Genomic DNA, 17,768 nt, shown 5'->3' with positions numbered 1-17,768 from the left:
CCGGATACCGTCGTGCACCGAGCGCGTTCCGTCAATACTTCGACAGAATGTCGGATTCTGTCGGGCGGCTGACCGGCGGCAGCAGCCCCGGCCGGTCGTCGTCCCATGCGGCGGCGCTGATGCGCCAACCCGCACCGGTGCGGACGAACTGCAGCGACTTCGTCCCGGACCCCGGACACGGCTCGCCGTGCATCCGCCCGGTCTTGGTGTAGCGGCCGAACCAGTGCGCGACATCGCCGAACACGTCGACGCGACCGTCTCCCGCGGCCTCGGCGAAGTCGGTCAGCGTGCCGTCGACCAGCAGCTGCTGCCTCGGGGCGAGGAAGGACTCGACGTCGTGGACCGCCGGCTCCTGCCCGCACGTGCGGACGATGATCGCGGCCGGGAGCAGGACGGCGCGCAACGCGTCCACCCGGGTCGGCGCGCCCGGGCCGGAGGTGAACGCGGCGAAGAAGCACTGCACCAGGCGCAGGATCGCGTCGACGTCGCGGTCGGTGTCCGTGGTCATCGCGGTGAGCCGCCGAGGAAGTCGCCCAGGCCCGTCAGCAGGCGGTCGACGTCGGAGCGGTCGTTGTACGCCGAGATGCCGACCCGCAGCCCGCCGGCCTCGAGCCCGAGCCGCCGGGCCGGCTCGTAGGCGTAGAACGTGCCGGCCGGCGCGTTCACGCCCACGTCGGCCAGGTGGCGGTAGGCGTCCTGCGCGGACCGGCCCGCGAACGTCATCAGCAACGTCGGCGTGCGGCGTCGGGCCCGTGAGTGGACGGTGACGCCGTCGAGGCCGGCCAGCGCGCGCTCGACGTACTCCGACAGCGATCGCTCGTGCGCCTCGGCCGACTCCATCGCGGCGAGCACGCGCTCACGGCGGCCGCCAGCCATGGGGGTGAGCCCGGCGATGAAGTCGACGGCCGCGGTCGTCCCGGCCAGCAGCTCGTAGGGCAGCGTCCCGAGCTCGAAGCGCTCGGGCACGGCGTCGCTGGAGGGCAGCAGCTTGTCCGGGTGCAGCGTCTCGAGCAGGGCGGGGTCGGCCGCCACCACACCGCAGTGCGGGCCGAAGAACTTGTACGGCGAACAGGCATAGAAGTCGGCGCGCAGAGCCGCGACGTCGACGCCCGCGTGCGCGGTCAGGTGCACCCCGTCGACGTAGAACAGCGCTCCTGCGGCGTGCACCACCTCGGCGATGGCCGGCAGGTCGGGACGGGTGCCGATGAGGTTGGACGCTCCGGTCAGGGCGACCAGGCGGGTCCGCTCGCCGACCACCGCGCGTACCTGCTCGACGTCCAGTTCGCCGCTGTCGGGCTCGAAGTCGGCGAAGCGGACGGTCGCGCCGGCCCGCTCGGCGTGGATGACCCACGGGCGGACGTTGGCGTCATGGTCGAGGCGGCTGACGACGATCTCGTCGCCCGGCCCCCACGACGCGGCCAGGGTGCGGGCGAGGTCGAAGGTCAGCTGGGTCATGCTGCGGCCGAAGACGATGCCGCGCGGATCGGCGCCGAGCAGGTCGGCCATGGCCGCCCGGGCACCCTGCACGAGCTGCTCGGCGTTGCGCTCCGCCGGGGTCACCGATCCGCGGTTGGCGATCGGCAGGACCAGCGCGTCGTGGATGGCGCGCGCCACCGGCTCAGGGGTCTGGGATCCGCCCGGGCCGTCGAAATGGGCGGTGCCGGCCCGCAGCGACGGGAACTGGGCACGCACGGACTCGACGTCGATCATGCGACCACTCTGTCACTCGCGCCGACGACACCCCTGCCCACCAGCACGGCCCGGGGTCACCGGTGACGCGGGCGCCTCGAGGCGAGGAGGGTTCCGACGCCCAGGGCGAGCAGCCCCAGCGCACCGGCGAGCAGGGCGGCCAGCGGTCCGCCCGTCGCCGCCAGCGGTGAGCTGCCGGTGCCGCCCGGCCCGGCGCCCGCGCCGACGGGCGGCGGTGTCCCCGTCCCGCTCGTCGGCGGGGTGGTGTCGGTCGGCGGGGGCGTCGACGGTGGCGTGGTCGCCAGGCGGGTCAGCGTGAAGTCCACCCCGCCGCGCAGCTCGCCGGCGGCCGTGATGCTCTCCGTGCGGCTCGAGACGCCGTCGATGCGGTACCCGGCCGGTGGGTGCACCGTGATGGTGTACGTCCCGGCCGTGAGGTCGCCGAGGGCGAAGACGCCGTCGGTCCCGGTCCGGGCGTCGCGGTCGCCACCCGGGCCCGCGACGGTGACGGGCACGTCCGCCACCGGCCGGCCGTCGGACGTGACGGTCCCGGCGACGCTGCCCACCTTCGTCAACGTGAAGTCCTGGCCGGTGCGGTCGGTCGTGTCCACCACGACGCCCTCCCGGTCCTGGGCCGGCGCGTAGCCGTCCGGTGCGGTGGCCGAGATCGTGTAGGTGCCGGCAGGTACGCGCTCGAACTGATAATCGCCGGCCGTGTCCGTCACGGTGTGCGTCTCGTGACCGTCGGCGTCCGTGAGCGTGACGGGCACCGTGGCGAGCGGGCCGTCGGGGCCGGCGACGGCGCCGCTGACGCTGGGCTGCTCGAGCAGCGTGACGTCCTGATCCGGGACGGTGCGTCCCGCGACGATCTCGAACTGCGGCAGCGCCGTCGGGGCGGAGTAGCCGTCCGGCGGGGTGACGGCGATCTGGTACGGGCTACCGGGTCGGTTGTCGTCGAACAGGTAGCGGCCCGTCTCGTCGGTCGTGGTGGTCGTTTCGTGCCCGTCCGGGGCGGTGAGGGTGACGGTGACGTCCGGTACCCCGGCGCCGCCGCTGGTGACGGCCCCACCGACGGGTTCGGGGACGACGTCGCGCAGGGCGAAGTCGGCGACACCGTCGCCCGCGGACAGGTCGACAGCCCGGCGGGCGGCCCCGTCGACGGTGCATCCGTCGGTCGGTGTGGTCGGCGCCTCGACGGTGACCGTGTACCCGGGCTCGGCGGTGTAGCCGGGGAAGGAGTAGTTGCCGTCGGCGTCCGGTTGCGTGCTGGTCAGCTCGTCCCCGTCCGGGGCGAGCAGGCGCACCGTGGACGACCCCGCCCGGCACTGCGTGGTCCCGGTGACCGTGCCGGTGACGTCGTTCGCCCTCGACGCGAACCAGAGCTGGTAGACGGGGAACCCGGCACGCCGGGTGAACACGAACGTCAGGCTCGACAGTGCGCGGTCGGGCTCGAACCAGTCCGACGCGCCGTCGGTGTCGGCCGCGGCCGCGTTGCCGCGCAGCGTCGCCGTGCCGGCGTTCCAGCTCGGGAAGTCGGTGTCGCCGGCGTAGTTGAACGCCCCTCGCTCCCACCGGTCGACGTCGCTGGTGGGCACGACCTGCCCGTCCGCGTCACGGGCCTCGATGCGTACCTGGTCGGCGTCGACGTCGCCGAGCACGAAGCTCCATCCGGCGGCCGGCGTCGCCCCGGCGAAGGAGAAGGTCGTGGTCGACGGGGACGTCGCGTTGTCGGCGTAGGGCCGCAGGTTGAGGTAGGCGTTGTCCCGGCTCGAGCCGTACCGCGCCCCGGGCGGGGTCGCAGCGCCCAGGTAGGTCGACGCGCCGGTGGGCAGCTGGATCGGGCTACGGGAGTCCGAGGTCCACTCGGCAGCCGGGAAGCCCCGCGCCGGCAGTTGCATCGTGCCGCGGAAAGCGTGGGTGCTACCCGCCGGTGCGCTCCAGGTCGCCCACCCGGAGGAGGCCGGCGCGGCGGCCGTCGAGGACGGTGCCAGCACAGCAACGGTGGCCGTCGCGAGCCCGGCCGCGATCAGGACGCGCAGCGCGGAGACAGGGCGGGGGCATGACAGGAGCGCACGCATGGCACACACAACTCCACCTGTGACTGGGCCGGCCCCCGCCCGTGCATCGTGGCACGTTTCGCCCCGTTTGCCCATGCGGCACCCGCGGCCAGAACCCGCAGGAGCTCGCCCCCCGCGATGGCATCTTCGGCAGATGCAGCCCCTGCGGGTCCGTCCGTCTACCTTGCCGCACCCGGGGTGTTCTGCAAGTTGAAAGTGCAACAGTGTGTCTCAAGTTGCACATCCGGTTGAGCGGCGCATCCTGGTTGGAGGCGGTGGCGCCACTTCCTCCACCCGGGCGACCCGCCAGTGGGCGCCCCGCGACTCGTCTCCCCCCGTGACGAGACGCGGGGCAGCCTCGCCCCGGTGAGTCCTACGCCGGGACAGGCGTGATCGGGACGGCACACCGGTTAGTTGATCTTCGGTTCGCGGCATCCCGTCTGCACGGCGACGACGCCTCACGAGCTCCACGACGACGGGACGAGGGCCATGGCTGCACCTGCCGCCCCACGACGGATCCGGCCCACCGGTCGGGACGTCCGCCAGCACCTGATGGGCCTGACCGGTGGGCAAGAGGTGCGGGTGGTCCGTCAGGCGTACCGCATCCGTCAGGACGACACCGACGAGGTGTCGGTCTTCGCCAACGCCCGCGACTACTGGGTGGCGGCGCGGATCGGCGACCGCGTCTCGGTGTGGGCGTGCGGCAACGCGGCCGCCGCGGACGACAAGGCCGAGCGGCTGGCCGACGGCGAGGGCTGGACGTGGGCCGGCGGCGTCACGGACAGCACGGCCGTCGCCGCGGTCTGAGCGGCCCGGGTCAGGGCGTCGGGTTCGTCGGCGCGTCGACGAAGGTGAAGACTTTCTCGACCCCGCACACGCGCAGCACGTTGTGGACGCGGCGGTTGGCGCCGACGAGGGCGACCGCCGAGGCAGCCGGCCCGAGCTGACGCAGTTGCAACAGCAGCGCCACGCCCTGCGAGTCAAGGACCGTCGTGTCGGTCATGTCCACCACCACCTCGGACACCGTGCCGACGGACTCGAGTTCGGCGAACGTCACCGCGTCCACCGCGTGGGAGTCGATCTCGCCGGTCAGAACGACGCGCAGCGTTTGCTCGAGCTTGCTGATGGACACGGTGCCGGGTGAGGTCTGCATGCGCTGCTTTCCGCGTGTGGGTTGGGCGATCCGAGACGGGTGCCGCTCCGGCGCCGGTCAGACGTCGGTGTCGTCGATCACGAACTGGTCGAGCAGCGCAGTCAGCTCGAGCATCCGACGTACGCGGTCACTGGGGTTGCGTAGCCGCAACTGCGAGGTGCGGTCCCGGGCCAGGTCGTCCCGGGCACGCACCAGCATGCCCAATCCGACCGAGTCGATGAACGTGACCTCGGACAAGTCCAGGACGACGGCGGAGAAGCCGGCCTGGGCCTGGCTCAGAGCGGTGAGGTAGACGTCGTACGCGGTCTCGACGTCGAGCTCGCCGGACGCGGTGAGCAGGGCGTGGGCACCTTCGTCCTGCGTGGTCACCTTCATGCGCAACCTCTACCCAAAGTCGGGTCTCTCGGAGCAGGGGCGAGTGGTGCGGTGCTGTGTCGGTCAGACGGCGGGGAGCCCGAGCCGCCCCTGCAGCTCGGCAGCGGTCGAACCGTAGGTCTCGACAATCGAGACGCCGTCAGGGCCCGTCGTGAACACACCGTGATCGGTGTAGACGCGATCGACGCAGCCCACCCCGGTGAGCGGGTAGGAACACCTGTCCACCAGCTTGGGCGAACCGTCCTTCGCGAACAACGTCATCATGACGTAGACGGATCTCGCGCCGATGGCAAGATCCATCGCCCCGCCGACCGCAGGGATCGCCCCCTCGGCGCCCGTGTGCCAGTTCGCGAGGTCGCCGCGGAACGAGACCTGGAACGCGCCGAGCACACACACGTCGAGGTGGCCGCCACGCATCATCGCGAAGCTGTCGGCGTGGTGGAAGTACGCGGCCCCCGGCAGCTCGGTCACCGGGACCTTGCCGGCGTTGGTGAGGTCGGTGTCGACCGCGTCGCCGGTCGCGGCCGGGCCCATGCCCAGCATCCCGTTCTCGGTGTGCAGCACGACGCCTGCATCGGGCGCCAGATGGTCGGCCACGCCCGTCGGTTGACCGATGCCGAGGTTGACGTAGGCGCCGCGGGGTATGTCGGCGGCGACGCGCTGCGCGAGCTCTGCGCCCGTCAACGTCCGGCGGTCGACGTGCTCGGTGGCAGGGAGCGCCCGACCCGTGCTCACCGAGCACCTCGGACGGACAGCTGCCGGGCCTCGGCCTGCACGACCCGGTCGACGAAGATGCCGGGCGTCACGACGGCCTCCGGGTCCAGCAGGCCGGTGTCGACGATTTCGGACACCTGGACCACGACGGTGGTGGCGGCGGTGGCCATGACCGGCCCGAAGTTCCGGGCCGTCTTGCGGTACACGAGATTGCCCATCCGGTCGCTGCGGTGGGCCGCGATCAACGCGACATCGCCGCGGATGGGGTACTCCAGTGCGTACTCGCGCCCGTCGATGACGCGCGTCTCCTTGCCCTCGGTCAGCGGCGTCCCGACTCCCGTGGGGCAGAAGAACGCGCCGATCCCCGCTCCGGCGGCGCGGATGCGCTCGGCGAGGTTCCCCTGCGGGACGACCTCGAGCTCGACCCGTCCGGAGCGGTAGAGCTCGTCGAACACGTAGGAGTCGCTCTGTCGCGGGAACGAGCAGACGACCTTGCGGACGCGGCCCGCGGCCAGCAGCGCGGCGATGCCGACCTCGCCGTTGCCTGCGTTGTTCGACACGATGGTCAGCTCCTTCGCGCCCTGCCGGATCAGCGCCTCGATCAGGTCGAACGGCATGCCGGCGAGCCCGAAGCCGCCGACGAGGACGGTGGAGCCGTCCGCGACGCCCGCCAACGCGGCGTCGACGTCGTCATGGATCTCGGCACTCATGGTGTCCCGCCGTCCTCGTTCGCGCCAGCCTCGTCGATCTCGGCGAGCACGGCGGACGCGACCCGGAACGCCGTGTTGGCGTCGGGCACGCCGCAGTAGATCGCCGTCTGCAGGAGCACTTCCTTGATCTCGTCGCGGGAGAGCCCGTTGGTGAGCGCGCCGCGCACGTGCATGGCCAGCTCGTCGTGATGTCCCCGGGCGACCAACGCCGTGAGGGTGATGATCGACCGGCTGCGGCGGTCGAGCCCCGGACGGGTCCAGATGGTGCCCCAGGCGTACTGCGTGATGAGGTCCTGGAACTCGCGGGTGAACGGGGTGGCGTTCGCGATCGCGCGGTCGACCCAGGCGTCGCCGGCGACGGCGCGCCGCATCTGCAGGCCGGCGGCACGTGCCTGCGCCGCGGTACCGGACGCGCCGACCGCGGCGAGGTCGCCGGCGGCGATGAGCGCGGCGACGGTGACCGGGTCCTCGGCCGGGGCCAGATGGGCGACGGGCAGCTCGACCACGCGCGCGCCGTCGACCGCGGACGCGATCTCGTGCAGACCGCGCATCGGCGTGACCTGGTCATGGGTGCCGCCGACGAGGGTGCAGGGTGTGGCGATGCCGCCGAGCCGGTCACGCACGTCGAACGAGGCCAGGGCCTCGCACGCCGCGGCGTAACTCTCGTCGTCCGTCGCCGCGAGCGCGTCCAGCAGACCGCTGCTGAGGGCCGGCTCGCGGGCGGCGAAGCCGGGGCCGAACCAGCGGCCGGCTGACGGCTCGACCAGGACTGACGTGCCCCCCTGCCGGACCGTCGCCGCCCGCTCGAGCCACGATTCGGGTGTGCCGATGCGGGCAGCGGTGCAGGCCAGCGTCGCCGACCGCACCCGGGCGCCGTGCTCGAGCAGGAGCGCGAGCCCGACGGCTCCGCCGAACGAGTCGCCGGAGTAGGCGAAGTCGGCAGCCGGCCCGTACGCGGCGTCGACCGCCGCCACGACGCCGGACGCGACGTCGCCGACCGAGAACGGGCCGCTGCTCGGTGTTCCCCTGCCGTGCCCGGGCAGCTCCCAGCCGACGATCTCGAACCGGTCGGCGAGCTCTGCGGCGCAGCGTCCCCACAACGACGCGACAGACGTGCCCAGGGACGGCCCGAGCACGAGCAGCGGGCGGCCGGGGCCGGCCGTCGACAGGCGCACGATCGTGATGTGCGGGGTCATGCCGGCGCTCCGAGCCAGGCGCGAGCGCGAGCCAGCGCGGTGTCGATCAGCTCGTCGTCGTCACCGACCACTGCGTCGTCGGTGACGTCCACGCCCAGCGAGCCGCGCTCGGCGTCGATGCCGGGACGCGCGGCGGCGAGGTTCCTCGCCGCGGCCGCCGCGTCGATGTCCAGCCCGATCAGCAGCTCGGCCGCCTGGGACGCGGCGGCGAGCGCGTGCCGGGCCAGCAGCTGCAACGGCTGCCACTCGACGTGCCACGCGCCGTCCGGCCGCTCGTCGCGTACATCCGCTGCGGCGAGGTGCACCAGGGACCCCAAAGCGGGAGCGGTCAGCGCGGCACGTCGGATCAGGATCGAGAGCACCGGGTTCGACTTCTGCGGCATGGTCGACGACCGGCCGCGACCGTCGGCGGCCGCTTCGGTCAACTCTCCGATCTCGGGACGGGACAGCGTGAGCACGTCATTGGCGATGCGTCCGCAGGCGGTGGTCACCCCCACCAGGGCGTCGGCGATCGCGGTGACCGGGGCGCGGGCCGTCTGCCAGGGTGGGCCCGGGACCAGGGCGAGCCGACGGGCGAAGGCCTCGGCCAGCAGCGACGGCGTGGTGCCGGCGTCGGACGCGAGTGTCGCCGCGCCCGACCGGTTGCCCGCCGCACCGCCGAACTGCACGGGCAGCACGAGGGCGTCGAGCGCGTCCGCCGCGTCGAGCAGGCCCTGCGTCCAACCCGACACCTTGGCCCCGACGGTGATGGGCACGGCCGGCCGGCCCAGGGTGCGGCCGGCCATCGCCACGTGACGGTGCTCGTCGACGAGGTGCACCAGCGCCGCGAGCTGGGTGGCGAGCGCGCGGCGCAACTCCCCGCGGGTGTCCCGGGTGAGCAGGACCAGAGCCGTGTCGAGCACGTCCTGGCTGGTCAAACCCTTGTGGAGCCAGCGTGCGGCGTCGGCGTTGCGTGACGTGAGGCGGCCGCGGAGCAGCTCGAGCACCGGCAGGACCGGGTTGCCGCTGGCCTCGGACCGTTCGGTCAGCAACGGCAGGTCGGTCGCGTCGACCAGGTCGGCCAGCTCGTCGTGGGCCGACGCCGGCGCGATCTCGGTGTCGACGAGGGCGGCCAGCCAGGCCCGCTCGACGGCGACCAACGTCTCGACGAGCGACCGGTCGGAGAACAGCTCACCCGCGCGGTGGTCGCCGGGCCAGAAGAGCGTGCTCACCGGGTCACCGGCCGCCGCCGCCGGAACGGTCCGGCGGCAGTGGATTCGACGCCGCGTGGTCCAGGAACACCGTCTCGTGCTCGCCCTGCAGCACCACGTCGAAGCGGTACCCCTGGTCGTCGGCGGTGGTGACGAGTGTCGGGCGGCGATCCGCGGGCAACGCCGCCAGCAGCGGATCGGCGGTGAGGGCCGCCTCGTCGTCGGGCAGGTAGGCGCGGGTGAACAGTCGGTCCAGCAGGCCTCGGGCGAACACGACGACCGCGAAGAACGGCGCGCCGCCGTCGACCGCGCCCGGCCGCACCGTCGAGAACGAGTAGGTGCCGTCGGCGGCCGTGGCCGCGCGACCCCACCCGGTGAACGTCCAGCCGTCACGACGCAGCGAACCCGGTTCCGCCACGGGACGGCCTGCGGCGTCCGGCTGCCAGATCTCCAGCACGGCGTCCGGTACCGGGTCGCCGGCGCCGTCGAGCACCCGCCCGTGCAGCCGGATCGCACCCGCCGTGGCCGGCGGCACGAGGTCCGGCCCGCCGGCGTAGGGCAGGGCGTAGCCGAAGAACGGGCCGATGGTCTGACCCGGCGTGGGGATCGTCATCGTGACTCGTCCTCCGGCTCGGTCCAGGTGCGTGCGCTGCCGGTCAGGACGATGTCCCACCGGTAACCGGTGCACCATTCCTCGCGGGTCACGTCGTGGTCGTACGTCGCGATCATGCGCTCGCGCGACCGTGGATCGGTGACGGAGTTGAAGATCGGGTCGAACGGGAACAGCGGGTCGCCGGGGAAGTACATCTGGGTGATCAACCGTTCGGTGAAGTCGGTACCGAACAGCGAGAAGTGGATGTGCGCCGGTCGCCACGCGTTGGCGTGGTTGCGCCAGGGATAGGGGCCGGGCTTGACGGTGACGAAGCTGTAGCTGCCGTCGGGCCCGGTGATGGCACGCCCGGCACCGGTGAAGTTGGGGTCCAGGGGAGCCGGGTGCTGGTCGCGCTGGTGGGCGTAGCGGCCCGCGGCGTTGGCCTGCCAGATCTCCACGAGCTGGTTCGCCACGGGCCTTCCGTCGCCCGTGAGCACCCGCCCCGTCACGATCATCCGCTCACCCAGCGGCGGCCCCGCGTGCTGCACGGTCAGGTCCGCCTCGTCGTCGGCTACGTCGCGGTGCCCGAACACCGGAGCCCACAACTCGACGCCCTCGGGATCGGCGGTGACGAGGGGACGTGTCGGGTGACGCAGTGCGCTGCTGCGGTACGGCGGGTAGTCCAGGGCCGGCTGCGGGCCGTCGGTCCGGCCGGCCAGCTCGCCGATCTCGGCATTGATCGCGGCCTGGGTGGCGACCGCGCCACCCGAGGTCGTCGTGCTGGTGCTCGCCATGGCCAGAAACCTAGTTTCCCGGGCGCCGTCCGGCGACACCCGGCTCCTGCTGAGCGGGATCACGGGTCGACCAGGCTCCGACCGATGCCGCGCGCCGCAACCAGCAACGCCGACAGCAGACGCGGGCGGTGCCGCCCGAGCTCCGGCACGACCAGCCCGAGCGCAGCGACGACCGGACCGTCGCCGTGCGGCCCCCGCACGACGGGAACGGCGATCGAGCTCGCGCCGAGTGACATCTCCTCCGATGTCGTGGCGTACCCCTGCTCACGCACCCGGCGCAGCTGATCGCGCATGCGGCCGACGTGGGTGACCGAATGGGCGGTGACCCGGGTCAGCGACCGCAGCACCTCGTTGCGGACCTCGGTCGGGGCGTGGGCGAGCAGGACCTTGCCGACCCCGGTCGTGTGCAGCGGCAGCCGCCCGCCCGGGGTGTTCAACACCGCCACCGAGGAGTTGCCGGCGATCCGGTCGACGTAGAGCGCGTGGTGGCCGTCGCGCACCGCGAGCTGGACGGTGGCCCGGGTCGCCGCGTAGATGTCCTGCAGGAACGGTGCCGCAACGTCCCGCAGGCCGGTCTGCACCGGGGCGAGCAGTCCCAGCGTCCAGAGGCGCCGGCCGACGACGTACCGGTCGCCGGTACGGGCCAGCACGTCGACGGCCACGAGCTCGCCGATCAGGCGGTGCGCGGTGGACAGCGGCAGCGTCGCCCGGGCCGCGATCTCCGTCGCGGTCAGGCTCCGGTGGGACTCGTCGAACGCGTCCAGCACCGCGACGGCGCGGGAGAGCACCGTGCGTCCCGGCTCCGTTGCGTTGCCCGCCACGCCCCGCCTCCTCGGCTCGCCCGCCGGATCGATGATCCCACTGAGCGGCAGGAACCGGTCGACCGGCCGGACGCGGGATGGCTAGCGTCCTGGCATGGCAACGCCCGCAGTGGAAACGACCCAGGTGGCGATCGTCGGCGGTGGTCCGGCCGGGTTGATGCTGTCGCACCTGCTGCACGTGGCCGGGATCGAGTCGACGGTGGTCGACAACCGAACCCGGCTCGACATCGAGCGGACCGCCCGGGCCGGCATCCTCGAGGCCGACAGCGTGCGGCTGCTGACCGAGTCCGGCGTGTCCGACCGGGTGCTGCGCGAGGGCGAGCGTCACGACGGCATCTCGCTGCGCTTCGACGGCCGGCACCACCCCGTCGACTTCCGCGAGCTGGTCGACGCGTCGGTCTGGCTGTACCCGCAGACCGACGTGTTCGTCGACCTCGCGGCGAGGCGCGGGAGCGACGGCGGTGACGTGCGCTTCGGCGTCACCGACACCCGGTTGCTGGATCCGACCGGTGACCGGCCCGGTATCGCGTTCACCGATGCCGGCGGCGACGCTCGCGAGGTCCGGGCGCGTGTCGTCATCGGCGCCGACGGGTCGCACAGCATGTGCCGTCAGGCGATCCCCGAGCAGCAGCGCCGGCAGTTCACGCGCAAGTACCCGTTCGCCTGGTTCGGCATCCTCTGCGAGGCGCCGCCCAGTTACCCGGAGCTGGTCTACACCAACTCGCCGCGCGGGTTCGCGCTGATCTCGCAGCGCACGCCGACCGTGCAGCGGATGTACTTCGAGTGCGACCCCGACGAGGACGTCGACGCCTGGAGCGAGGACCGCATCTGGTCCGAGCTGCAGGCCCGGGTGGCGGGCGAGGACGGGTTCGAGCTCAACGAAGGCCCGATCACCGACAAGGCGGTGCTCCGCTTCCGCAGCTCGGTGTGCGAGCCGATGCGGTTCGGCAACCTGCTCCTGGCCGGCGACGCCGCGCACACCGTGCCGCCCACGGGCGCCAAGGGTCTGAACCTGGCGCTGGCCGACGTGCGCGTTCTCGCCGAGGTCCTGGAGCAGGCGTTGCGCACGAACGACGACGCGGCCCTCGACGCCTACGGCCCCCGCGCCCAGGCTCGGGTGTGGGCGGCGCAGCATTTCTCCTACTGGATGACGTCGATGCTGCACACCGTCCCGGGCGGCACCGCTTTCGACCGCGGTCGCCAGCTCGGCGAGCTGCGCAGCGTCGTCGGCTCGCGGGCCGGCTCGACCTACCTCGCCGAGGGGTACACGGGATGGCCGCGCGACACGTGACGCGTGCCGCGGACGTGCCTGATCAGCCGCGAAGCAGCGCGAGCGCGCTCTCGAGCTCACGGTCGTCGTGGACGGGGACGGTGCGGCTGCCGGCGACGCCCTGCAACGCGGCGGTGGCGACGGTTCCGACCTGGTCGGCGGTGATCTGTCCGTCGTTGCCGGCGCGCGTAGCCACCTGACCGAGCAGAAATGCGAAGACGCGGCGTTGTTCGGCGTATTCGGCGGCAACGACACGCTGCATCATCAGGATCGCGGCCTGCTCCATGCTGACCAGGCCGCTGCCGGGAACGGGTTGCAGGGCCGAGTCGCCGACAACCAGGATGTACGCGCCGCCGGCGCCCAGGCGCGGGAGGAACGCGCGCAGGACGGCCGCGTGGGCGGTCGCGAGACCGATGAACGCCTCGGCCCAGTCGGTTTCGCTCATCTCGGCCAGCGGTCCGCCTGCCCACCAGCCGCCGATGGGCGCGACCACCGAGTCGACCTGGCCGAGACGGCGCTCGATCTCGCCGGCGAGCTCGACGGCGCCGGCGAAGGTCGTGTAGTCGTGTTCGAACAGGTGCAGACGGTCGTCCTCGACGGGACCGAGGGCGTTGCGGAGTTCGGCGCTGCGCCCGGCGCTCCGGGTCGGCACGAGAACCTCGGCGCCGGTGGCGAGCAGTTGGCGGACCACGCCCTCGCCCACGCCACCGGTTCCGCCGGGGACGACGACGCGATGTCCTTGCAATACCAGCAGGTTGTTCGTCACAGGGCTTCCTCGTCCGTCGGGTAACTTGCGTTGGTGACACCAACGTACGCTTGATTGTTGGTCGTCCCAACGTAAGATGGCCTGGTGCCCGAACCCGCGAGACCGCCGGCCCGTCTACGAGCGTTGCTGAGCTGGCAGGCCAACAAGGTTGCGACGGTCGGGACGCGGCTGACCGCGCAACAGATGCCACTGTCGGCACGAACGGACTTCGCGGTCCTTGCAGCGCTCGACGAGTTCGGCACGATGAGTCAGGCCGACCTCGGCCGTCGACTGGGTCTCGACCGCAACGACGTGAGCGTGGTCGTCACCCGCTTGGAGGCCGACGCGAACGTGCAGCGGGTACCGGATCCGGCCGATTCACGGCGTAACCGCGTCGTCCTCCGTGCACGGGGCAGGCGCTACCTGGACGAGCTGCAGGAACGTGCCGACCTGGTTCAGGAGTCGCTGCTCGCGCGACTCGGGACCCGTGAGCGCGAGCAGCTCAGGTTGCTGCTCGATCAGGTACTGGACGAGCATCCCGGGTGGAGTGCCTGACCTCGCCCCGACGGTCCGGCACCCCGATGCGGGACTGAGCCCGGGCTCAGCCCCAGACCTCCTGGGCGACCTCGACGATCAACGCCAGCTTGGCGAACTGCTCGTCGCGGGTGAGGTCGTTGCCCTCCACCGTCGAGGAGAAGCCGCACTGCGGTGACAGGCACAGCTGCTCGAGCGGGACGTAGCGCGCCGCGTCGTCGATGCGCCGCTTCAGGTCGGCCTTGGACTCGAGCACCGGTGACTTGGAGGTCACCAACCCCAGCACCACGAACTTGTCCGGCGGGACGAACCGCAGCGGCTCGAACGTGCCGGAGCGGGCGTCGTCGTACTCGAGGAAGAACCCGTCGACGTCGAGCTGCGTGAACAGGGCCTCGGCGACGAAGTCGTAACCACCCTCCGCCGCCCACGAGGAGCGGTAGTTGCCGCGGCACATGTGCGTCGTCACCGCGAGGCCGTCGGGCCGACCGGCCAGTGCCGCGTTGATCTGGCGGATGTAGCGCTCGTGCTGGTGCTCGGCGTCGCGGCCCTGCGCCGCGATCTCGGCGCGTTGCGCCGGGTCGTTCAGATAGGCCAGGCTCGTGTCGTCGAGCTGCAGGTAGGTGCAGCCCAGAGCCGCGATCTCACGCACCTGGTCGGCATAGGCGGCGGACAGGTCGTCCCAGAACGCGTCCTCGTCGGGGTAGACCGCGGGGTCGAGCGAGGCCGGGCCGCCGCGGTAGTGCACCATGCTCGGCGACGGGATGGTCAGTTTCGGCGTGCCGGTGGTGACGGTCGACTGCAGGAAACGGAACGCGTCGCCGAAGATCGGGCCGTCGATACCAAGCTTGCCGTCCACCCGCAGCGCGGCCGAGGTGAAGTCGTTGTCCCCGGCGGTGTTGCGCATGTGCACCTTGATCATCTCGTCGGTGCGGGACACGCCCTGCAGCGCGTAGATGAAGTCCATGTGCCACGACGTGCGACGGAACTCGCCGTCCGTGGCGGTCTGCAGGCCCACGGCCTCCTGCTGCTGCACGACCTCGCGGATGGCGTCGTCCTCGACGGCGCGCAGACCGTCGGCGTCGAGGTGGCCTTGCCGGTGCTGCTCGCGCGCGTCGAGCAGGCCCTGCGGGCGCAGCAGGCTGCCGACGTGGTCGGCACGGAACGGCGGTGTCGTGCGCGGGGTCATCGCTCTCCCTCGGTACGGGTCGGTCGGGTCGTTGTGCAACACGTCTCGCACGGGACGTCCTACCCCGATCGAGAGGTCAGGAGCGTCCGTCCACGCCACCCGTGAACCTCCGGTCCCCTCGGACGTCCGACCGGCCTCGTCGCCCAGGTTGACCGATTGAGGCCAACTTTCGACCCATTTCTTGTTGAGGTGGGCGCGTAGCGCGAATTGTCGGACGAGATCGTTCGGACGAGGAGACGTTGCGTGAAACGAATTCGGTCGGGCCGCACCACGTGTGCTGTCGTCGTCATACTGACCGTCCTGTGCGGGTTGCTGGTCGGCGTCAGCGCGGCGGGGGCGAGCCCACGACCCGTCGGTGCTGTATCGTTGCGTGGTCACTCGCCGACCACGACGATCGTGGACGGCGACGCAGCCGGAGCGACCCTGCGTTTCGACACAGCGGGCAACGCCATCGACGCCCACGACGGTGGAACGGTGCGCTTCGGCGACACCTACTACCTGTACGGCACCTCCTACGGCTGCGGGTTCACCTGGCAGGGGCCGGGTTCGCCGTTCTGCGGGTTCCGCGTCTACTCCTCGACTGACTTGAGCCGCTGGACGGACCGGGGCGCGTTGTTCGACGCCCACACGCCGGCCTGGCAGCAGGCATGCAACGGATCGACCTACGGCTGCTTCCGGCCGCACGTGGTCTACAACGCCCACACCCGTCGCTACGTGCTGTGGTTCAACAGCTACGACAACACCGTCGACTATCACGTGTTCACCGCCGCCCGTCCCACCGGGCCGTTCGTCGAGGCGCCGAAGCCGACGCTGGCCATCAACAAAGCGGCGTCGCCGACCGGGGCCGACAACGGCGACGAGAACCTGTTCGTCGACCACGACGGGACGGCCTACCTCGCCTACACCGACTGGATCGGCGGGGGTGACCTGGTGGTGGAGCAACTGGACCGGACCTACACGTCCGGCACCGGACGCTTCGTCCGCCTCAACACCCGCAGTACGGAGGCCCCGGGCCTGTTCCGGCGGGGTGCCCGGTATTACCTCACCTACTCCGACCCCAACTGTGGTTACTGCGGCGGTACCGGTACCTCCTACCTGACCGCGAGCTCCCCGCTCGGCCCGTGGACCGGCTCCGGCACCACCCCGGACATCTGGCGGGTGGCGGACGGTGGACTCACGGTGAACGGCGGCGACATCGGGCTCAGCAAGGCCGGTCCGGACTGGACCGACTACACGATGAGCTTCGACACCACCCCCCTGCAGACGGGTGACGGCGGCACGTACGCCCAGGCCGGGTGGGTGTTCCGGGCCGACGGCACCGGAACCGGCTAGGCGTGGCTGCTCGGCAACTACCCCTACCCGGGTGCGACGTCGGGCAGCCTGACCAAACTCGTGTACGAGAACGGGCAGGTCGTCAGCACCACGGTCGTGCCCACGCCGTTCCCGATCGTCGGCGGCGATACCTACCACGTCGCCACCACCGCATCCGGGTCGACGATCCGTACCACGATCAACGGCGTCCTCGTGGACAGCACGTCTGACTCCACCTTCGGTGCCGGGCGGGTCGGCTTCCGGGAAGGTGACAGTGACGGCGAGAGCGCCCGGTTCGACAACGTTAGGGTCACCGCGCCGGACGGCCAGGTGCTGCTGTCCGACGACTTCTCCGGCGACCTGAACCAGTGGGCCCGTCCGGCCCCGATCGTCAAGGGCACGTCGATCTCGGCAACGTCGTGCGGCGGGCAGCCCGACGACGTCGCGACCCTGTCCGGTCCGAACGGCCCGCTCTACCTGTACACCTCCGACCGGTGGAACAACGGCGTACACAACCAATCGCCGGCCACCACCTACTGGGAACCGCTGCGGTTCACCGCCGACGGGGCGATCCGACCGTTGACGTGCGCCAGTACCTACCGGGTGGCTCTGCCGACCGGTGGCCCGGTGCGGCCCGCCACCGATCCCGGGTTCCACTCCTACTGCGACATCGGCGGCACCGTCGAGCGCATGCAGAGCTTCACTGCCACCCGCGGCGGCGTCCTCCGCGGCGTCGACGCCACCTTGTTCCAGGCCCGCCCCGCCGACCAGAACACGACCGGTCAGCCCGACCAGCCGCTGACTCTCCGCCTGGTCCGCCTGCAGCCCGACGGGACACCCGGCCGGACGTTGGCGACCCGCGCGGTGACTGCGCCGCAGGTGAGCTGGTCGCCGTCGTGGCTCGGGCTACCCGCCCACGTCCGCGTGCACCGCGGCGAGCAGTTGGCGGTGATCCTTTCGTCCACGACCGGCACCGGCTGTTACGGAGTCGCCTACTCCGACGACGGTCCCGCGGCGCTCGGACAGGAGTCCTACAGCTCCGACGGCGGCACCACGTGGCGCGTCGAGACCGGACGCCGGCTGCACGTGCGAGCCGTCATCCGCTGAACGTCGACCGCGACGGTGCCCGCAGCGGTCGGCGCTTCGAGTACGACGCTCCCTGACGACATCAGCCCCGCACCGGGAACGGGCGGGGCTGATCTCGAACTCTGCTGACGCGTGATTTGTAGCGGGGGCAGGATTTGAACCTGCGACCTCTGGGTTATGAGCCCAGCGAGCTACCGAGCTGCTCCACCCCGCGTCGGTGAAACCCACTCTACTGATCCGGGTCGCCTGCTCCAAATGCGCCCCGACGCACGCCTCCCGTCGCGGCGGGCGGTGCTGGTCGACCACCGCGTGCTACGGGCGCAGCTGCGTCCACTCGTGCCACGT

The 17,768-nt window shown here is 71.8% G+C and carries 19 protein-coding genes and 1 tRNA gene; 5 read left to right on the top strand and 15 right to left on the bottom strand.

Features of this window, described 5'->3' with window-relative positions:
• Positions 1 to 31: 31 nt before the first annotated feature.
• From ACFFCA_RS02975 to ACFFCA_RS02965, 3 genes are read right to left on the bottom strand one after another with little or no spacing between them, the layout of a single operon-like run.
• Positions 32 to 508, bottom strand: coding sequence for a DUF4440 domain-containing protein (locus tag ACFFCA_RS02975; protein ID WP_375481663.1), 477 nt, complete (start codon positions 506 to 508; stop codon positions 32 to 34).
• A complete protein-coding gene (locus ACFFCA_RS02970) occupies positions 505 to 1,710 on the bottom strand; it encodes a cysteine desulfurase-like protein (RefSeq protein ID WP_375481661.1) in 1,206 nt (401 codons plus the stop codon). The genes ACFFCA_RS02975 and ACFFCA_RS02970 overlap by 4 nt, the downstream gene beginning before the upstream one ends.
• A 56-nt stretch (positions 1,711 to 1,766) precedes the next feature.
• Entirely contained in the window at positions 1,767 to 3,767 is a 2,001-nt protein-coding gene (locus ACFFCA_RS02965) for a carboxypeptidase regulatory-like domain-containing protein (RefSeq protein ID WP_375481659.1), read from the bottom strand.
• A 468-nt stretch (positions 3,768 to 4,235) separates the two neighbouring features.
• On the opposite strand from ACFFCA_RS02965, the gene ACFFCA_RS02960 reads away from it, so the two are divergent.
• Positions 4,236 to 4,553: a hypothetical protein gene (locus ACFFCA_RS02960; protein ID WP_375481657.1), complete on the top strand. Its 318-nt coding sequence runs from the start codon at positions 4,236 to 4,238 to the stop codon at positions 4,551 to 4,553.
• 10 nt (positions 4,554 to 4,563) lie between these two features.
• Here ACFFCA_RS02960 and ACFFCA_RS02955 read toward each other — a convergent pair whose 3' ends face one another.
• From ACFFCA_RS02955 to ACFFCA_RS02915, 9 genes are all read right to left on the bottom strand, one after another.
• Entirely contained in the window at positions 4,564 to 4,899 is a 336-nt protein-coding gene (locus tag ACFFCA_RS02955) for an STAS domain-containing protein (protein WP_375481655.1), read from the bottom strand.
• 57 nt (positions 4,900 to 4,956) lie between these two features.
• Complete coding sequence (locus tag ACFFCA_RS02950; RefSeq protein WP_375481653.1) at positions 4,957 to 5,274, bottom strand: STAS domain-containing protein; 318 nt, start codon at positions 5,272 to 5,274, stop codon at positions 4,957 to 4,959.
• Positions 5,275 to 5,337: 63 nt separating this feature from the next.
• Positions 5,338 to 6,009, bottom strand: coding sequence for a 3-oxoacid CoA-transferase subunit B (locus ACFFCA_RS02945; RefSeq protein ID WP_375481651.1), 672 nt, complete (start codon positions 6,007 to 6,009; stop codon positions 5,338 to 5,340).
• Entirely contained in the window at positions 6,006 to 6,698 is a 693-nt protein-coding gene (locus ACFFCA_RS02940) for a 3-oxoacid CoA-transferase subunit A (RefSeq protein ID WP_375481650.1), read from the bottom strand. The genes ACFFCA_RS02945 and ACFFCA_RS02940 overlap by 4 nt, the downstream gene beginning before the upstream one ends.
• The gene (pcaC, locus tag ACFFCA_RS02935) at positions 6,695 to 7,894 is read right to left on the bottom strand and encodes a 4-carboxymuconolactone decarboxylase (protein ID WP_375481648.1); all 1,200 of its coding nucleotides are present in this window, start codon (positions 7,892 to 7,894) and stop codon (positions 6,695 to 6,697) included. Before pcaC ends, ACFFCA_RS02940 begins: the two co-directional genes overlap by 4 nt.
• A complete protein-coding gene (locus tag ACFFCA_RS02930; RefSeq protein ID WP_375481646.1) occupies positions 7,891 to 9,105 on the bottom strand; it encodes a lyase family protein in 1,215 nt (404 codons plus the stop codon). The genes pcaC and ACFFCA_RS02930 overlap by 4 nt, the downstream gene beginning before the upstream one ends.
• Positions 9,106 to 9,109: 4 nt before the next feature.
• A complete protein-coding gene (pcaG, locus tag ACFFCA_RS02925; protein WP_375481644.1) occupies positions 9,110 to 9,697 on the bottom strand; it encodes a protocatechuate 3,4-dioxygenase subunit alpha in 588 nt (195 codons plus the stop codon).
• Positions 9,694 to 10,470 carry a protocatechuate 3,4-dioxygenase subunit beta gene (pcaH, locus tag ACFFCA_RS02920; protein WP_375481643.1) on the bottom strand — a complete coding sequence of 259 codons (777 nt, stop codon included), beginning with the start codon at positions 10,468 to 10,470 and terminating at the stop codon, positions 9,694 to 9,696. Before pcaH ends, pcaG begins: the two co-directional genes overlap by 4 nt.
• A gap of 59 nt (positions 10,471 to 10,529) precedes the next feature.
• Complete coding sequence (locus ACFFCA_RS02915; protein ID WP_375481641.1) at positions 10,530 to 11,291, bottom strand: IclR family transcriptional regulator; 762 nt, start codon at positions 11,289 to 11,291, stop codon at positions 10,530 to 10,532.
• A gap of 94 nt (positions 11,292 to 11,385) precedes the next feature.
• On the opposite strand from ACFFCA_RS02915, the gene ACFFCA_RS02910 reads away from it, so the two are divergent.
• Positions 11,386 to 12,582, top strand: coding sequence for a 4-hydroxybenzoate 3-monooxygenase (locus tag ACFFCA_RS02910; protein ID WP_375481639.1), 1,197 nt, complete (start codon positions 11,386 to 11,388; stop codon positions 12,580 to 12,582).
• A 22-nt stretch (positions 12,583 to 12,604) separates the two neighbouring features.
• On the opposite strand, the gene ACFFCA_RS02905 is transcribed toward ACFFCA_RS02910, so the two are convergent.
• The gene (locus tag ACFFCA_RS02905; protein ID WP_375481637.1) at positions 12,605 to 13,327 is read right to left on the bottom strand and encodes an SDR family oxidoreductase; all 723 of its coding nucleotides are present in this window, start codon (positions 13,325 to 13,327) and stop codon (positions 12,605 to 12,607) included.
• 84 nt (positions 13,328 to 13,411) lie between these two features.
• Between ACFFCA_RS02905 and ACFFCA_RS02900 the strand changes: the two genes are divergently transcribed.
• Positions 13,412 to 13,861 carry a MarR family winged helix-turn-helix transcriptional regulator gene (locus ACFFCA_RS02900; protein WP_375481635.1) on the top strand — a complete coding sequence of 150 codons (450 nt, stop codon included), beginning with the start codon at positions 13,412 to 13,414 and terminating at the stop codon, positions 13,859 to 13,861.
• Positions 13,862 to 13,907: 46 nt separating this feature from the next.
• Here the strand turns inward: ACFFCA_RS02900 and ACFFCA_RS02895 are convergent, their stop codons facing one another.
• Positions 13,908 to 15,026 (bottom strand): 5-methyltetrahydropteroyltriglutamate--homocysteine S-methyltransferase, encoded by a 1,119-nt coding sequence (locus tag ACFFCA_RS02895; protein WP_375481633.1) that lies wholly within the window; start codon positions 15,024 to 15,026, stop codon positions 13,908 to 13,910.
• 396 nt (positions 15,027 to 15,422) lie between these two features.
• On the opposite strand from ACFFCA_RS02895, the gene ACFFCA_RS02890 reads away from it, so the two are divergent.
• A complete protein-coding gene (locus ACFFCA_RS02890; protein ID WP_375481631.1) occupies positions 15,423 to 16,358 on the top strand; it encodes a family 43 glycosylhydrolase in 936 nt (311 codons plus the stop codon).
• A gap of 60 nt (positions 16,359 to 16,418) precedes the next feature.
• Entirely contained in the window at positions 16,419 to 17,444 is a 1,026-nt protein-coding gene (locus tag ACFFCA_RS02885) for a hypothetical protein (RefSeq protein ID WP_375481630.1), read from the top strand.
• 119 nt (positions 17,445 to 17,563) lie between these two features.
• On the opposite strand, the gene ACFFCA_RS02880 is transcribed toward ACFFCA_RS02885, so the two are convergent.
• Positions 17,564 to 17,637: transfer RNA gene (locus tag ACFFCA_RS02880), tRNA-Met, on the bottom strand.
• Between the last annotated feature and the right edge of the window lie 131 nt (positions 17,638 to 17,768).

It is taken from the genome of uncultured Jatrophihabitans sp. (assembly GCF_964252635.1).
In the GTDB taxonomy this organism is placed as follows: Bacteria; Actinomycetota; Actinomycetes; order Mycobacteriales; family Jatrophihabitantaceae; genus Jatrophihabitans.
Note: the sequence above shows the minus strand (reverse complement) of the source record. Positions and strands in the feature narration are given on the sequence as shown.

Excerpts from the sequence above, each read along its gene's own strand:
- ACFFCA_RS02975 (WP_375481663.1), bottom strand. The coding sequence starts at position 508 with ATGACCACGGACACCGACCGCGACGTCGACGCGATCCTGCGCCTGGTG.
- ACFFCA_RS02970 (WP_375481661.1), bottom strand. The coding sequence starts at position 1,710 with ATGATCGACGTCGAGTCCGTGCGTGCCCAGTTCCCGTCGCTGCGGGCC.
- ACFFCA_RS02965 (WP_375481659.1), bottom strand. The coding sequence starts at position 3,767 with ATGCGTGCGCTCCTGTCATGCCCCCGCCCTGTCTCCGCGCTGCGCGTC.
- ACFFCA_RS02960 (WP_375481657.1), top strand. The coding sequence starts at position 4,236 with ATGGCTGCACCTGCCGCCCCACGACGGATCCGGCCCACCGGTCGGGAC.
- ACFFCA_RS02955 (WP_375481655.1), bottom strand. The coding sequence starts at position 4,899 with ATGCAGACCTCACCCGGCACCGTGTCCATCAGCAAGCTCGAGCAAACG.
- ACFFCA_RS02950 (WP_375481653.1), bottom strand. The coding sequence starts at position 5,274 with ATGAAGGTGACCACGCAGGACGAAGGTGCCCACGCCCTGCTCACCGCG.
- ACFFCA_RS02940 (WP_375481650.1), bottom strand. The coding sequence starts at position 6,698 with ATGAGTGCCGAGATCCATGACGACGTCGACGCCGCGTTGGCGGGCGTC.
- pcaC (WP_375481648.1), bottom strand. The coding sequence starts at position 7,894 with ATGACCCCGCACATCACGATCGTGCGCCTGTCGACGGCCGGCCCCGGC.
- pcaG (WP_375481644.1), bottom strand. The coding sequence starts at position 9,697 with ATGACGATCCCCACGCCGGGTCAGACCATCGGCCCGTTCTTCGGCTAC.
- pcaH (WP_375481643.1), bottom strand. The coding sequence starts at position 10,470 with ATGGCGAGCACCAGCACGACGACCTCGGGTGGCGCGGTCGCCACCCAG.
- ACFFCA_RS02910 (WP_375481639.1), top strand. The coding sequence starts at position 11,386 with ATGGCAACGCCCGCAGTGGAAACGACCCAGGTGGCGATCGTCGGCGGT.
- ACFFCA_RS02895 (WP_375481633.1), bottom strand. The coding sequence starts at position 15,026 with ATGACCCCGCGCACGACACCGCCGTTCCGTGCCGACCACGTCGGCAGC.